The organism is Cryobacterium sp. LW097, assembly GCF_002205495.2.
In the GTDB taxonomy this organism is placed as follows: Bacteria; Actinomycetota; Actinomycetes; order Actinomycetales; family Microbacteriaceae; genus Cryobacterium; species Cryobacterium zongtaii.
Window position 1 is genome coordinate 3,695,592 of the sequence record NZ_CP021992.1, and the last position, 15,023, is coordinate 3,710,614.

Below are 15,023 nucleotides of genomic sequence, written 5' to 3' on the forward strand. Positions count from 1 at the left end.
GGAGTGAAAAGACGAACAGGGCGCCGTGCGTGCACACGGCGCCCCTCCTATGGGTGCTGGGTTACTTCGTGGCGAGCGTGGCGCGGGTGCTCTCGCCGATGATGCCGTGTTCCCAACGACCCTCGTTCAGGTCCTTGGCGATGCGACGGTACTTGTCATCGCTCACGTTGTAGACGAAGTAGACGATGACGGCGGCGATGGTGAGAGCGACCGCCGGGTACAGCGTCATCACGGCCTTGATGCCGAGCAGTGTCTCCTCCGACTGGCTGGTGGCCTGGGCGACATAGCCCGAGACGGCCAGCATGCCGGCTCCCACCAGTGCGGCGAGGGACTGCGAGACCTTGCGCGAGAAGCTGAAGGCGGCGTAGGTCATGCCTTCGCGGCGCACGCCGGTGTGCCACTCGCCGTAGTCGATGGTGTCGGAGACGAAGGCCCAGGTGATGCCGTTCGGGATCGACAGTGCGACGTACCCGATGGTGACGAGGATCATGAACGTCCACAGGTTGGTCGGGAGGATGAAGTTCAAACCGTTGGCGACAACCGCGACGGCGAAGCTCACCATGACGGTGCGCTTCTTGCCGAAGCGCACGACCAGCTTGGGGATGAACATGATGCCCACAATGGAGGCACCGATCATGACGAAGTTGAGCACGGCCATCAGGGCGATGTTGCCCAGGTTGAACTCGGCGAAGAAGATCATCATCATGTTGTTCACGTTCATCGAGGAGATGGTGAACAGGCTCATCAGCACGAGACCGAGCAGCGGGCGGTTGGTGAGCACGGCGCGGCCGTAGTCCTTGAGGCTGGTCTTCTCTTTATTGGCTTCCCGGTTCACGACGACGTGTTCCTTGGTGCCCTTGTAGCAGATCCAGAAGCAGATGATGCCGAGCACGGCCATGACGACGGCGGCCCACATGTAGTTCCGGGAGGTCATGCCACCGAGCATCATCATGATCGGGATGAAGGCGATGCCGCAGATCCACTGGGCGCCGAGCGAACCGGCCTGGCGGGAGGTGGCCAGCTGGGCGCGTTCCTTGATGTTGCGGGTCATCACCGAGGCGAGTGAACCGTACGGTCCGTTGGCGAAGGAGAAAGTAGCGCCCCAGATGGCGTAGGAACCGGCGGCGAAGGCGATCTTCCAGCCCATCGCCACGTCGGGCATGGTGAAAGTGACCACGGTCATCACGGCGAGGATGCAGGCGGAGACCATCATGACCGGGCGGAACTTGCCGCGCTTGCCGACCTTGCGGCCGTCGATGAAGAGCGCCGCGACAGTGTCCATCACGGCGTCGAAGAGCTTGACCAGAACAAAGATCAGCGCCACCACTGCCGGGCCGATGCCGGCCGTGTCGATCCAGAACTTGGTCAGGTAGACCTGGCCGAGGTCGAACATGAACCCGTTACCGAGGTCACCGACGCCGTAGGCGACCTTCTCCTTCCCGGTCAGGGTTCCTTCAGCCTCATCGGCTGTGACGACGGGCGCTGCGTCCGGGACGACGTCAATGTTGTCTTGGATACTCATGGGGCGCTATCACTCTTTCCGTTGCAATCAGTGGGTAGTGCGGGCGACGTTGCCGTGAGCGGCAGGCCGGAAGGGTTCCAGGCGCGGCCGCCGGCGTGGCCGGGGCAGCAGGGAGGACGTGGTCAGCCGAAGCTGGTGCGGGCGCCGAGCGCCGGCGAGGTGGGCGTGGATGCGTGCGCGTTCACTGGTTCCTCCTCGTTGAGCTTCAGTGCCAAGAAGCGGATTCCGCTGGGCGGAACGCATGGCCGTGGTACAGACTTAGAGTAAGTGTGCCACGCCCGATCTAAACGGGACTAAAGTCCTATTTTCGCAAAAAGAGTTCCGCTCCCCGGTTAATTACTGGTAGGTTGTTCCGCGAGACGGAACGTCAGGGTCTGCCGCGGCATCCGCCAGCAGATGACCCACACCTCCAGAGGAAATGAGAAAAACAATGCAGTTGCGTCATTCCACCAATCCCGCCCAAATCCGCAGTTTCGATACCGCGGCCCTGCGCGAGAACTACCTCGTCGACGACCTCTTCGCCGATGACGAGTTCCGCGCCACCTACACCCACGAAGATCGCATCGTGCTCGGCGGCGCCCGCCCGGTGACCGGCCCGATCACGCTCGGAAGATACGACGTGCTCCGCACTGACACGTTCTTCGAAAACCGCGAGGCGGGCATCGTCAACGTCGGCGGCGCCGGCACCATCTCGGTCGACGGCATCGCCTACGACCTCGAGCCGGGAGCGTGCCTCTATATCGGGCGCGGAGTGAGGGATGTGGTCTTCGCCAGCGCCGACGGGGCCGCACCGGCCGCGTTCTACCTGTTCTCCGCCACCGCCCACACCGCGTACCCGACCACGCTGGTCGGCAAGGGCCAGGGCACCGTGCGCGAGCTGGGCGACGCCACCACCTCCAACGAGCGCACCATCAACCAGTACATCCACGCCAATGGCGTGCAGAGCTGCCAGGTTGTGATGGGCGTCACGGTGCTGAGCACCGGCAGCATGTGGAACACCATGCCGGCCCACACCCACGACCGTCGCACCGAGTGCTACCTGTACTTCGACCTCGCTCCGGAGCACCGCGTGATCCACCTGATGGGCGAACCGACCGAAAGCCGTCACCTGGTCGTGGCCAACAACGAGGCGATCATCTCCCCGAGCTGGTCACTGCACAGCGGATTCGGCACCGGCAGTTACTCATTCGTCTGGGCGATGGCAGGCGAGAACAAGGCCTTCGACGACATGGACCACGTGCAGCCGGCCGAACTGAGGTAGTCGCTCAGCCGCCGTTCACCTCTGCGCAGGACTCGTCGTCGGCCGTGCGCCCGGTGAGACCGTCCAACGCCACGGGGGTCGGTGTCGGTGTCGCGGGCGGCGCCGCGGCATCCGTTTCGCCGGGGGCCTCTGGGGTCTCGGCCGGCGGTCCGAGGACGAGCGGTTCGTCGGTGGGCGGGGCCGCACCGAGGGTGAACGGCTCGTCGGCGGCGATCTTGGCGAACATCGTGTCGGCGAGGCCCTGCAGCGGAACCACCTTGCCGGGGAAGGCCGGATCCTCCGTGGTGCCCGGATACTGCACGAAGACCAGCCTGTCCAGGTCGATGTCCGCCAACGCCAGCGCCATCGACACCATGGTGTCGGTGTGGGCGAGGCTCGTGGAGAGACTGATATTGCCGGCCGCCGCATTGGCCAGGGCGTACAGCCTGGGCAGATCGGTCAAGGTGCCGTCGCCCCGCACCGTGCGCATGAGCGAGGCCAGGTACAGCTGCTGCGACGAGATACGGGCCAGGTCGCTGCCGTCGCCGACGCCGTAACGGCTGCGCAGGAAGGCCAGGGCGGTATCGCCGGACACGACACTGGTGCCGGCGGGCAGGGAGAGGCCGGCCTTCGGGTCGTCGACGGGTTCGGACAGGCAGATCGGCACGCCGCCGACGGCATCGCTGAGCCGAACCACACCGGCGAATGAGGTCAGTCCCGCGTAGGGGATCTCCAGCCCGGTGAGTTCTTCCACGGTGCTGACCACGCAGGGCAGACCGCCGCGGCCCATCGCCTCGTTCACCGGGGCGGCGGCCAGTTCGCCGACCACCGCGCCGGTGGCGCTATCGATACATTCGGGATGCGCCACCACGAGATCTCTGGGGATGCTCACGACCACGGCGGTGCTGTGGTCCGCTGACACGTGCACCAGGATGTTCACGTCGTTGAGGGTGGTCTCCCGCACGCCGTACGTCGCGCCCTGGGCCGAGTCGTTGTCGACACCGACGATGAGCAGGTTGAAACCGTTCTCGTAGCTGCCGATCCCCGGGGCCGGATCGGCGTCGGCGGCGGGTCCGTCGATGTCGATCGAGTTGGCGACCACCGCACTGCGGAACTGCCAGAGCGCGAACGCCGTGACGGCCCCGCCGCTGACGAGGAGCACGGCCAGGCCCAGGGCCACCGCGCTCAGCACCCCCGTCACGGCGTGGGACCTCTTCAGTCGTCCATGCCGGGCAATGCCCGTCGTGTGCTGCAGTTCGGTCACCGGTCGGCCCATCCGTTGCACGGCTCGAGACGGAATCTAGCTTGATGCTAGGCCTCTCGCACGGAGCATAGTCTGGCGGGGGAACCGCGGCCAGAGGGTCGACGATGGAGCGAACCGCGGGTGGGTCAGACGGAAACGTCTCCGCGCCAGCCGCCGGCCTGGTTGGCCGGGTTCTCCACGAAGGTCTTGAACTGCTTGAGGTCCTTGCGGATCACGTGGTCGTCGACGCCGAACACGGCACCGACCTTCTCGAGGAAGCCTGCGGCCTCCCAGTCCAGCTGCACGGTGACCCTGGACGTCGTGTCGCTCAGTCGGTGGAAGGTGACCACGCCGGCGTGCTTCTCGTCACCGGAGATGCTCTTCCAGGCGACGCGCTCGTCGGGGTGCTGCTCGGTGATCTCAGCATCGAACTCACGTTCGGCTCCACCGATCTTCACCTTCCAGTGCGTGTGGGTGTCGTCCTGTTGCGTGATGCTCTCGACGAAGTCGAGGAAGTGCGGGAAAGACTCGAACTGGGTCCACTGGTTGTACGCGGTCCGCACGGGAACGTCTACGTCGATTGTCTCGATTACCTGGGTCACGGGATTCATCCTCTATTCCTTGAGTGGGCGCCCCGTCTTACCGATCACGACTCGGTCTCGCCGATCAGGTCTGGCGGACGGGTCACAGCCGGGTGGGCGGACTGGGTAGTGCGATGTGTTCGTCTTACCTATGACGCATTCACGCGCCCATTCGTCACGGCGGCGGCCGAATTCTTAGCCGAATCCGGCCGCCGGAGGCAATTTACGCCTTGCCGACCGGGCGGGTCGAGTCCTTCGCGGTGGGCTTCCGGGGCTTCCGGTCCTCCGCGCTGACCATCCAGATATACTGCTCGAGCTTCAGAATGAAGCCGTTCAGGATATCGGCGCTGGCCGGGTCTTCTTCATCGACAGCCTCGTGAATTTCACGGATGTTGTCGACGGTAGCGGTGAGCAGCGCCGTGACCAGGCCCACGGTTTCGGTGGTGTCGACCTCGCCGGCGGGGAACTTGGGCAGGTGCGTGGTCTTGGTGACGGTTTCCGTGCGGCCGTCGGGCAGGGCGTCGAGGGCGCGCATCCGCTCGGCCAGCTCATCGGTGAAGATTCGGGCGTCGTCGATGATCTCGTCGAGCTGCAGGTGCAGGTCGCGGAAGTTCTTTCCCACGACGCTCCAGTGCGCCTGCTTGCCCTGGACGTGCAGTTCGATCAGGTCGACCAGGACCGACTGCAGGTTGCTGCCGAGTTCTGCGGATGCCTTCATGGAATTCCCTTCGTCACCGGCGGGAATGGATTTCGGCCGAATGGTCGGCCGATGCCCCGCCTGTTCTGAGAGCACACACTAGCAGCGGTCGCCGACAAAACCGCGACTCAGGACACCCTCGGTTCCGGCCTGGGTTTTCGGGGCTTTTGCGGCTACACCTTCGGCGATTCCTGCGAGTGAGCGACGCGGGTGTGGCTTGCGCTGGTGTTTCGGCGTCGGCCAAGATGGAGGCGCCACCAGTGCCAATTTTCTTGGGGTTCGTGCATCGGGTGGCATTTTCTGACTGTGTGCGCACACCGCCCTGCGCTCTGGACCCCAGCATCGGTTGAAAGGCACCACTATGTCCCGCACCACCGCACGCCTGCGCACCGGTTTGCTCATCGCCGCTTTCTCGGTCGGCGCGCTGACCCTCTCCGGGTGCACCGCGATCAGCGACCTGTTTCCCCAGCAAGCGGCACGGGATGCCGAGACTCAGGAGATCAGCGAGGCCGGTGAGGCCGATGTCTTCTCGCTGGCGGTCGGCGACTGCTTCAATGACCAGGACGCCGACGCGGTCGAGAGCGTCACGGCCATTCCGTGTGCGGATGCCCATGACTACGAGGCCTACTTCGCCTTCGACGTGAGCGAGGATGGCGCCTTCCCCGGTGACGAGGCCCTCGCCCAGATCGCGGAGGAACGCTGTGTCGCCGAGTTCGCCACCTTTATCGGCAAGTCCTACGAAGAATCCACCCTGGACTTCAACTACCTCTCCCCCAGCGAGGGCAGCTGGGACAGCGGAGACCGAGAAATTCTCTGCCTCGCCATGGCTGAGAACAAGACCACCGGCTCACTCGCCGGCACCGGCATTTAGCCCCACCCGACCGGGGAACACCGCCGGAGCAGTGCCGCCCACGGCCGGCACATAGAAAACTCTAAGGCGGCGTGCATCGCACATTCAGCCCACAGGGCGTACGGTTACACCTGGAGTTCCCCCACTCCAACGATTGGCCCCGGTGCCAGCTCCCTTTCCCCCAAAGCGTGAGCGGTGCCGGGGCTTTTTTACGCCCGGGCGCTTCCGCCCGCCAGGCAGGGGCTCAGAGCGCGGGGAGAACCGCGGTTTCCGACTCGCTGCAGCGGATGGTGATCTCCCCGGTCGGGTCCAGCCCGGCCGGTGTCGTGAGCACGTGAGTGCGCAGCTTCAGGTCGGCCGTGCAGGCCGGGCCGCCGCCCTGCCCGATCTCGATGCTCAGGGTGCGATTGTCGTCGACGACCATCGACACCGGGCAGCTGGGGCATCTCGAGCTGCCACCCAGGACGATCGCGAACTGGTCGCCGCCATCGAGCCAACCCGCGGTGGGGAACGGTTCCAGCAGGTTGGCCTCCTCACCTACCGGCGCGGGCGTCGTGATCGCCTCGTCGGGCAGCATCCCGTCGTACGCGGACGCGGCGATCGAACGGCCTGTTCGGCCCGGCCGGGGCAATCCATCAGGAGTTGTGCCCGATGCCGGGCCGGCGTCGGGTGAACGGTCAGGACGAGGCCGGGCCGCGCAAACCGGCCGGTGTCGGCCGGATGCAGGCCGGGCGTTAGGGGTTCGTTAGGAAACCGTGGGGCGGCACGGCACGGGTGTTTACTCGGTTCGTGCTCGTGCGGAGCACGGATGCCGACCGGTACACCGGCGGCCTACGGATGGAGAGAATCGCATGCTCGACCTTGTCTACGTGCTCGGCGTGATCGCCGTGTTCGCACTGATCGGCCTTGTGGCCTGGGGGGTGGCGAAACTGTGATCGTGTTCGACATCGTGGCCGCCGTACTCGCTGTGGGCGCCATCGGCTACCTGGTCTTCGCCCTCGTGAAACCGGAGCGGTTCTAATGGCTCTCTGGCTGGGCATCCTGCAGGCCCTCACCCTCGTGGCTGTTCTCGTGGTGCTGCACCGCCCGCTCGGCGACTACATGGCCACCATCTACACCTCACACAAGGATCTCGCCGTCGAGCGCGGTTTCTACCGGCTGATCGGGGTGGATGCGCGCGGCCAGCAGACCTGGTCGGCGTACCTGCGCGGAGTGCTCGCGTTCTCGCTGGTGGGAATGCTGTTCGTCTACGCGCTCCAGCGCACCCAGGCCGTGCTGCCCTATTCGCTGGGCTTCGACGCGGTGCCGGAAGGCCTCTCGTTCAACACCGCGGTGTCGTTCGTGACCAACACCAACTGGCAGTCCTACTCCCCCGACGTCACCCTGGGCTACACCGTGCAGCTGGCCGGCCTGGCGGTGCAGAACTTCGTCTCCTCCGCCGTGGGCCTGGCCGTGGCGATCGCCCTGGTGCGGGGCCTGATGCTGCGCCGCTCGGGCACCATCGGCAACTTCTGGGTGGACCTCACCCGCGGGGTGCTGCGGCTGCTGCTGCCGCTGGCGGTGATCGGCGCGATCGTGCTGCTTTTCGGCGGCGTCATCCAGAACCTCACCGGATTCACCGATGTCACGACACTGAGCGGGGCCACCCAGTCGATCCCCGGCGGCCCGGTGGCCTCCCAGGAGGCGATCAAGGAGCTCGGCACCAACGGCGGTGGCTTCTTCAACGCCAACTCGGCGCATCCGTTCGAGAACCCGAACGGCTTCACCAACCTGTTCGAGATCGTGCTGATGCTCGCCATCCCGTTCAGCCTGCCGCGCACCTTCGGCACCATGGTGGGCGACAAGAAGCAGGGCTACACCATCCTGGCCACCATGGCCACGATCTTCGTGGTCTCGCTCACCGCCCTCACCCTGTTCGAACTGAACGGCGCCGGCACCGCCCCCGGGCTGGCCGGGGGTGCGATGGAGGGCAAGGAGACCCGATTCGGCATTCTCGGTTCCACCCTGTTCGCCACCTCGACGACCCTCACCTCCACGGGTGCGGTCAACTCGATGCACGACTCATACACGGCGCTCGGCGGCATGATGCCGATGCTCAACATGATGCTCGGCGAGGTCGCCCCCGGCGGCACCGGCTCCGGCCTCTACGGCATGCTCATCCTCGCCGTGATCGCGGTGTTCGTGGCCGGCCTGCTCGTGGGGCGCACCCCGGAGTACCTGGGCAAGAAGATCGGCCCGCGGGAGATCAAACTGGCCAGCCTGTACATCCTGATCACGCCGACCCTGGTACTCGCCGGCACCGCGCTGTCCTTTGCGATCCCCGCCGTGCGAGCGGATGTGGAGGCCACGTCGATCTGGAATCCCGGCCTGCACGGGCTCTCCGAGGTGCTCTACGCCTTCACCTCTGCGGCCAACAACAACGGCTCCGCGTTCGCCGGCCTCACCGCGAACACGCCCTGGTTCAACACCGCGCTGGGCGTGGCCATGCTGCTCGGCCGGTTCCTGCCGATGGTGTTCGTGCTGGCCCTGGCCGGCTCGTTCGCCGCGCAGGATCGGGTGCCGGCCACCGCGGGCACCCTGCCCACCAACCGGCCCCTGTTCGTGGGCCTGCTCCTCGGCGTGACGATCATCATCACCGCTCTCACCTATTTCCCCGTACTCGCGCTGGGTCCCCTGGCGGAAGGGCTGCAGTAAGCCATGACCACTCTCATAGACACCCCCACTCAGCCGTCGCACAAGCCGGCACCCAAGAAGGCGATCAGCGCCGGTCAGCTCGTGGCCGCGCTGCCCGGCGCGGTGCGAAAGCTCGATCCGCGCCTGATGTGGCGGAACCCGGTGATGTTCATCGTCGAGATCGGCGCGGTGCTCACCACCGTTCTCGCGGTGGCCGAACCGTTCCTCGGCGGCCCGGGCGACTCCGGCGGCTCCGCCGTGCCCGGTTCGTTCGCCGTGGGCATCGCCTTCTGGCTCTGGCTCACCGTGATCTTCGCCAACCTGGCCGAGTCCGTGGCCGAGGGCCGCGGCAAGGCCCAGGCCGACAGTCTGCGGCAGACCCGCACCAGCACAAACGCCACCCAGGTGCTCGACTACCAGCCCGACACCAACCCCGGCGCCGAGGGTGCCAGGGTGCAGACGGTCTCCTCGGCCGACCTCGGCCTCGGCGACACCGTGATCGTCACCGCGGGTGAACTCGTGCCCGGCGACGGCGACATCGTCTGGGGCATCGCCTCCATCGACGAATCCGCGATCACCGGCGAATCCGCCCCCGTGGTGCGGGAATCCGGCGGCGACCGCAGCGCCGTCACCGGCGGCACCCGAGTGCTCTCCGACCGGATCGTGGTGCGCATCACCAGCAAGCCCGGCGAGACCTTCGTCGACCGCATGATCGCCCTCGTCGAGGGTGCGGCCCGGCAGAAGACCCCCAACGAGATGGCGCTGAACATCCTGCTGGCCAGTCTGTCCATCGTGTTCCTGGTCGTGGTGCTCACCCTCAATCCGATCGCGAGCTACTCCGCCGCCACCGTGAGCCTGCCCGTGCTCATCGCCCTGCTGGTCTGCCTGATTCCCACCACCATCGGCGCCCTGCTCTCGGCGATCGGCATCGCCGGCATGGACCGGCTCGTGCAGCAGAACGTCCTGGCCATGTCGGGCCGGGCCGTCGAAGCGGCCGGCGACGTCACCATCCTGCTGCTCGACAAGACCGGCACCATCACCTACGGCAACCGGCAGGCCCGCGAGTTCGCGCCGTTGACCGGCGTGACCGAGGCCGAGCTGGTGCGGGCCGCCGCGCTCTCCTCGCTGAGCGACCCCACCCCGGAGGGCAAGTCGATCGTGGACCTCGCCGCCGAACGGGGCTTCCACCGGCCGGAGAGCCTGGCCGGCGACATCGTGCCGTTCACCGCGCAGACCCGCATGAGCGGCATCGACCTCGCTGTCATCGGCGCCGGCGACGGCGCTGGTGGCGGGCAGATCCGTAAGGGCGCCGGCTCCGCCGTGCTGGCCTGGGTGGGCGAGGCCGGCCCGGTGCCGGAGAACGTGAGAGCCGAGCTGACCCTCGAGGTGGAGCGCATTTCCCGGCTGGGCGGCACCCCGCTCGTGGTCGCCACCGGCGCATCAGAAACCGCCGCAGCGTCCGGCGAGCGCACCGTGCTCGGCGTGATCTACCTCAAGGACATCGTCAAGGAGGGCATCAAGGAGCGCTTCGCGGAGCTTCGCTCGATGGGCATCCGCACCGTCATGGTCACCGGCGACAACGCCCTCACCGCCACCACCATCGCGGCCGAGGCCGGCGTCGACGACTTCCTCGCCGAGGCCACCCCGGAGGACAAGCTCGCCCTGATCCGCCGGGAGCAGGAGGGCGGCAACCTCGTGGCGATGACCGGCGACGGCACCAACGACGCGCCCGCGCTGGCTCAGGCCGACGTGGGGGTGGCGATGAACACCGGCACCTCCGCCGCGAAGGAGGCCGGCAACATGGTCGACCTCGACTCTGACCCCACCAAACTGATCGACATCGTGCGGATCGGCAAGCAGTTGCTGATCACCCGCGGGGCGCTGACCACCTTCTCGATCGCCAACGACCTCGCCAAGTACTTCGCGATCATCCCGGCCATGTTCACCGGGGTGTTCCCGGGCCTGGCTGTGCTCAACATCATGCAGCTGAGTTCACCGGCCTCGGCGATCCTGTCGGCGATCATCTTCAACGCGATCATCATCGTCGTGCTGATCCCGCTGGCGCTCCGCGGCGTGACGTACCGGGCGGCGAGCGCGTCGAGCGTTCTCGGCCGCAACCTGCTGATCTACGGACTCGGCGGTGTGATCGCCCCGTTCGTGGGCATCAAGCTGATCGACCTCGTCGTGTCGCTGCTGCCGGGTTTCTGATCACCATGCTCCTGTTCTCATTGCCATACCAACCGAAACGGATCACCTCATGAGCGCCTCCCGCCCCCGCACCGGCCCCCTGGCCCGGCCCTACTGGGTGGCCCTGCGGGCCATGCTCGTCTTCACGGTCGTGCTCGGCGTGGCCTACCCGCTGAGCATCACCCTGGTCGGCCGGCTGGGCGTGCCCGGGCAGGCCAACGGCTCGCTCGTCTCGGCCGGCGACGGGTCACCCGTGGTCGGCTCCAGCCTGATCGGGCAGTCCTTCACGGATGCCGACGGCGCGGCCCTTCCCGAGTGGTTCCAGTCCCGCCCGTCCGCGGCCGGAGACGGCTACGACGCGAGCGCCTCCAGCGGCAGCAACTGGGGGCCGGAGAACCCCGACCTGATCCAGGCGATCGGCGACCGGCAGGCCGCCATCGAAGACCTCGACGAGGTGCCGGCCGACGAGATCCCCGCGGATGCCGTCACCGCGTCCGCGTCCGGCCTGGACCCGCACATCAGCCCGGCCTACGCCCTGCTGCAGGTGCCCAGGGTCGCGGCGGCCCGCGACCTGCCGGAGGCCGAGGTGCGCGCCCTGGTCGAAGCCGTCGAACAGGGCCGTGACCTCGGCTATCTCGGCGAACCGACCGTGAATGTGCTCAACTTGAACCTCGAGCTCGCAACGCTCGATTCCGGTAGGTGAGGTAACCCATGAAACGCGGTCGATTGCGCGTGCTGCTCGGCGCCGCCCCCGGCGTCGGCAAGACCTACAGCATGCTCGAAGAAGGCCGCCGACTGCAGGGCGAGGGCGGGGACGTGGTCGTGGCGATCGTGGAAACCCACGGCCGCGCGGCCACCGCGCTCCTGGCTGAGGGACTCGAGGTGGTGCCGCGGATGCTCGTGCAGCACCGCGGCATCCAGCTGAGCGAACTCGACCTGGCGGCCGTGCTCGCCCGCCGGCCCGAGATCGCCCTGGTCGACGAGCTCGCGCACACCAACGCGCCCGGCTCGGTCAACCCCAAGCGTTACCTGGACGTGGAGGCGATGCTGGCGGCGGGCATCGACGTGATCTCGACCGTCAACATCCAGCACATCGAATCGCTCAACGACGTGGTGCAGCAGATCACCGGGGTGCCGCAGCGCGAAACCCTGCCGGATGCGGTGCTGCGCGCCGCCGACCAGGTGGAGGTCGTCGACCTGGCCCCGCAGGCGCTGCGCGACAGGCTCGCCGAGGGCAATGTGTACCCGGCGGCCCGCATCGACGCGGCCCTGTCGAACTATTTCCGGCTCGGCAACCTCACCGCCCTGCGTGAGCTGGCGCTGCTCTGGCTGGCCGACGAGGTCGACACCGCCCTGCAGAGCTACCGGGCAGAGCACGGTATCTCGACCAAGTGGGAGGCCCGCGAACGCGTGGTCGTGGCGCTCACCGGGGGGCCGGAGGGCGACACCCTCATTCGCCGGGGCGCCCGCATCGCGGCCCGCTCGGCCGGCGGTGAGCTCGTCGCCGCGCACGTGATCAGCCAGGACGGCCTGGCCGCGGCGCATCCGGGCGCGCTCGCGACACAGCGGGCGCTGGTGGAGGAGCTCGGCGGCAGTTACCACCAGGTCGTCGGCGACGACATCCCCCGTGCGCTGGTGGAGTTCGCCCGCGCCGCCAATGCCACCCAGCTTGTGATCGGCGTGAGCCGGCGCAACCGGCTCACCGCGGCGCTGTCCGGGCCGGGCATCGGCAGCACCATCACCCGCGAATCGGGCGATATCGACGTGCACATCGTCACCCACTCCGCGGCCGGCGGGAAGTTCGTGCTGCCCAGGCTCGGCGGGTCGCTCACCGTGCGGCGGCGCCTGGCCGGCTTCGCCCTGGCCCTGATCGGCGGGCCGCTGCTGACCTGGCTGCTGGTCAGTTTCCGCAGCGAGGAGTCGATCACCAGCGACGTGCTCAGCTACCAGCTGCTCGTGGTGGTCGTCGCGCTTGTCGGCGGGCTCTGGCCGGCCCTGTTCGCGGCCCTGCTGTCCGGCCTCACCCTGGACTACTTCCTGGTGCAACCGCTGTACACGGTCACCGTGGCCGAACCGCTGCACCTCTTCGCCCTCTCGCTGTACCTCGTCAACGCCCTGCTGGTGAGTTACGTCGTCGACCAGGCGGCCCGGCGCACCCGTACGGCCCGGCGGGCGGCGGCCGAATCCGAGCTGCTGGCCACCGTGGCCGGCAGTGTGCTGCGCGGGGAGGACGCCCTGCAGGCGTTGGTCACCCGCACCCGGGAGGCGTTCGGCCTCGACAGGGTGCGGCTGCTCGCCGGCGGCGCGGTGCTGGTCGAGGCGAGCGCGGCGGATGCGGCGGCGCCGGGCGCTTCGGACGTTCCGGCACCCCCGGCCACGATGGTGCCCATCGGCAGCCGGGCCACCCTGGAGCTCTCCGGACCCGACCTTGCCGCATCCGAACGCCGGCTGCTCAGCGTGATCGCGAGCCAGATCGATGCAGCCCTCGAGCACCGCGATCTCGCCCAGACGGCCAGCGAACTCGGCCCGCTCGAAGAGGCCGACCGGATGCGCAGCGCCCTGCTCGCCGCCGTCGGTCACGACTTGCGCCGGCCCCTCGCCGCCGCGACCACGGCCATCAGCGGGCTCAGGGCCACCGACATCACCCTCACCGACAGCGACCGCACCGAGCTGCTCGCCACGGCCGGCGAAAGCCTGGACACCCTCGCCTCGCTGGTGACCAACCTGCTCGACGTGAGCCGGTTGCAGGCCGGGGCGCTGGCCGTGTCGCTGGGGCCCGTCGACCTCGCCGACGTGGTGCTGCCGGCCCTCGACGAGCTCGGCCTCGGGCCGGACACCGTGCAGCTGGACCTGCCGGTCGAGACCGCTCCGGTGCTCGCAGACCCCGGCCTGCTGCAACGCGCGGTGGTGAACCTGCTCACCAATGCCATCCGCTTCTCGCCGGCCGGCACACCCGCCAGGGTGTCGGCCAGCCGGTTCGCCGACACCGTGCAGTTGCGCATCATGGACCAGGGACCCGGCATCCCGGCCGACCGGCGGGGCGACGTGTTCGTGCCGTTCCAGCGGCTCGGTGACACCGACAACGCCACCGGTCTGGGTCTCGGCCTGGCCCTGTCCAAGGGATTCGTCGAGGGCATGGGCGGCACCCTCGAAGCCGATGACACCCCTGGCGGCGGACTCACCATGGTGATCACCCTGCCGACCGTCACTTCCACCGCAGTCCCGGCCAGCAACGAGGTCAGCCCATGAAGATCCTGATCGCCGACGATGACCCGCAGATCCTGCGGGCCCTGCGCATCACTCTCGGCGCCCGCGGTTACGAGATCGTCACCGCACACGACGGTCGTACCGCGCTGGCCGCGATCGTGGAGCAGCACCCCGATCTGGTGATGCTCGACCTCGGCATGCCCAACCTCGACGGGCTCGCTGTGATCGACTCTGTCCGCGCCTGGAACAGCGTGCCGATCCTGGTGGTGAGCGGCCGCAGCGGTGCCTCCGACAAAGTGGAGGCCCTGGACCGGGGCGCCGACGACTACGTCACCAAGCCGTTCTCGATCGACGAGCTGCTGGCGCGCATCCGGGCCCTCACTCGCCGGATGCCCACCAGCGGCGACGAACCGGTGGTCACCTTCGGTGACATCACGGTGGACCTGCCGGCCAAGACCATCACGAGAACCACGGCCGCCGGGCCGGAACACGTGCGGCTGACCCCCACCGAGTGGCAGATCCTCGAGCTGCTGCTGCGCACACCGGGCAAACTGGTGAGCCGGCAGGCGCTCTACGCCGAGGTCTGGGGCCAACACAAGATGACCGACACCGGCTATCTGCGGCTCTACCTCGCCCAGCTGCGGAAGAAGCTCGAGCCCGACCCGTCCCGGCCCCGCTACCTGCTCACCGAGGCCGGTATGGGCTACCGTTTCGCGCCCGACGCGCCGCCACCCGCCTGAGCCGAACGGATGCCGGCGGCGGCGATCTGCGGGTCAGGGCGGGCTCAGCGCGTCGGTAGACTGCCAGAACGATGCGCCCCGGC

At 67.8% G+C, this 15,023-nt stretch carries 13 protein-coding genes; 8 read left to right on the top strand and 5 right to left on the bottom strand.

Going from position 1 to position 15,023, the window contains the following annotated elements:
* Positions 1–61 precede the first annotated feature (61 nt).
* Positions 62–1,522: a glycoside-pentoside-hexuronide (GPH):cation symporter gene (locus tag B7495_RS17385; RefSeq protein ID WP_088457700.1), complete on the bottom strand. Its 1,461-nt coding sequence runs from the start codon at positions 1,520–1,522 to the stop codon at positions 62–64.
* Between the two features lie 430 nt (positions 1,523–1,952).
* Between B7495_RS17385 and kduI the strand changes: the two genes are divergently transcribed.
* The gene (gene kduI, locus B7495_RS17390; protein WP_088457701.1) at positions 1,953–2,783 is read left to right on the top strand and encodes a 5-dehydro-4-deoxy-D-glucuronate isomerase; all 831 of its coding nucleotides are present in this window, start codon (positions 1,953–1,955) and stop codon (positions 2,781–2,783) included.
* Positions 2,784–2,787: 4 nt separating this feature from the next.
* Here kduI and B7495_RS17395 read toward each other — a convergent pair whose 3' ends face one another.
* The 3 genes from B7495_RS17395 to B7495_RS17405 form a co-directional block, all read right to left on the bottom strand.
* Positions 2,788–4,026, bottom strand: a complete 1,239-nt coding sequence (locus tag B7495_RS17395) for an LCP family protein (RefSeq protein ID WP_240632305.1) — start codon at positions 4,024–4,026, stop codon at positions 2,788–2,790.
* A gap of 125 nt (positions 4,027–4,151) precedes the next feature.
* Positions 4,152–4,607: an SRPBCC family protein gene (locus B7495_RS17400; protein ID WP_088458170.1), complete on the bottom strand. Its 456-nt coding sequence runs from the start codon at positions 4,605–4,607 to the stop codon at positions 4,152–4,154.
* Between the two features lie 202 nt (positions 4,608–4,809).
* Positions 4,810–5,304 carry a Dps family protein gene (locus B7495_RS17405; RefSeq protein ID WP_088457703.1) on the bottom strand — a complete coding sequence of 165 codons (495 nt, stop codon included), beginning with the start codon at positions 5,302–5,304 and terminating at the stop codon, positions 4,810–4,812.
* A 340-nt stretch (positions 5,305–5,644) separates the two neighbouring features.
* Between B7495_RS17405 and B7495_RS17410 the strand changes: the two genes are divergently transcribed.
* A complete protein-coding gene (locus tag B7495_RS17410) occupies positions 5,645–6,154 on the top strand; it encodes a septum formation family protein (RefSeq protein ID WP_088457704.1) in 510 nt (169 codons plus the stop codon).
* A gap of 223 nt (positions 6,155–6,377) precedes the next feature.
* Here B7495_RS17410 and B7495_RS17415 read toward each other — a convergent pair whose 3' ends face one another.
* Positions 6,378–6,764 (bottom strand): hypothetical protein, encoded by a 387-nt coding sequence (locus B7495_RS17415; protein ID WP_151199605.1) that lies wholly within the window; start codon positions 6,762–6,764, stop codon positions 6,378–6,380.
* A 300-nt stretch (positions 6,765–7,064) separates the two neighbouring features.
* Between B7495_RS17415 and kdpF the strand changes: the two genes are divergently transcribed.
* Genes kdpF through B7495_RS17450 form a run of 6 tightly spaced genes read left to right on the top strand, consistent with a single transcriptional unit; the run spans position 7,065 to position 14,940 of the window.
* Positions 7,065–7,154: a K(+)-transporting ATPase subunit F gene (kdpF, locus tag B7495_RS17425; protein ID WP_103430925.1), complete on the top strand. Its 90-nt coding sequence runs from the start codon at positions 7,065–7,067 to the stop codon at positions 7,152–7,154.
* On the top strand, positions 7,154–8,827 hold the full coding sequence (gene kdpA, locus B7495_RS17430; RefSeq protein WP_088457707.1) for a potassium-transporting ATPase subunit KdpA: 1,674 nt from the start codon (positions 7,154–7,156) through the stop codon (positions 8,825–8,827). The genes kdpF and kdpA overlap by 1 nt, the downstream gene beginning before the upstream one ends.
* Positions 8,828–8,830: 3 nt before the next feature.
* Entirely contained in the window at positions 8,831–11,014 is a 2,184-nt protein-coding gene (gene kdpB / locus B7495_RS17435) for a potassium-transporting ATPase subunit KdpB (RefSeq protein ID WP_088457708.1), read from the top strand.
* Positions 11,015–11,063: 49 nt separating this feature from the next.
* Positions 11,064–11,696 carry a potassium-transporting ATPase subunit KdpC gene (kdpC, locus tag B7495_RS17440; protein WP_088457709.1) on the top strand — a complete coding sequence of 211 codons (633 nt, stop codon included), beginning with the start codon at positions 11,064–11,066 and terminating at the stop codon, positions 11,694–11,696.
* An 8-nt stretch (positions 11,697–11,704) separates the two neighbouring features.
* Complete coding sequence (locus B7495_RS17445; protein ID WP_088457710.1) at positions 11,705–14,242, top strand: ATP-binding protein; 2,538 nt, start codon at positions 11,705–11,707, stop codon at positions 14,240–14,242.
* Positions 14,239–14,940, top strand: coding sequence for a response regulator (locus B7495_RS17450; RefSeq protein WP_088457711.1), 702 nt, complete (start codon positions 14,239–14,241; stop codon positions 14,938–14,940). The genes B7495_RS17445 and B7495_RS17450 overlap by 4 nt, the downstream gene beginning before the upstream one ends.
* Positions 14,941–15,023: the final 83 nt, after the last annotated feature.

Excerpts from the sequence above, each read along its gene's own strand:
- B7495_RS17385 (WP_088457700.1), bottom strand. The coding sequence starts at position 1,522 with ATGAGTATCCAAGACAACATTGACGTCGTCCCGGACGCAGCGCCCGTC.
- kduI (WP_088457701.1), top strand. The coding sequence starts at position 1,953 with ATGCAGTTGCGTCATTCCACCAATCCCGCCCAAATCCGCAGTTTCGAT.
- B7495_RS17405 (WP_088457703.1), bottom strand. The coding sequence starts at position 5,304 with ATGAAGGCATCCGCAGAACTCGGCAGCAACCTGCAGTCGGTCCTGGTC.
- B7495_RS17410 (WP_088457704.1), top strand. The coding sequence starts at position 5,645 with ATGTCCCGCACCACCGCACGCCTGCGCACCGGTTTGCTCATCGCCGCT.
- kdpA (WP_088457707.1), top strand. The coding sequence starts at position 7,154 with ATGGCTCTCTGGCTGGGCATCCTGCAGGCCCTCACCCTCGTGGCTGTT.
- kdpB (WP_088457708.1), top strand. The coding sequence starts at position 8,831 with ATGACCACTCTCATAGACACCCCCACTCAGCCGTCGCACAAGCCGGCA.
- kdpC (WP_088457709.1), top strand. The coding sequence starts at position 11,064 with ATGAGCGCCTCCCGCCCCCGCACCGGCCCCCTGGCCCGGCCCTACTGG.
- B7495_RS17445 (WP_088457710.1), top strand. The coding sequence starts at position 11,705 with ATGAAACGCGGTCGATTGCGCGTGCTGCTCGGCGCCGCCCCCGGCGTC.
- B7495_RS17450 (WP_088457711.1), top strand. The coding sequence starts at position 14,239 with ATGAAGATCCTGATCGCCGACGATGACCCGCAGATCCTGCGGGCCCTG.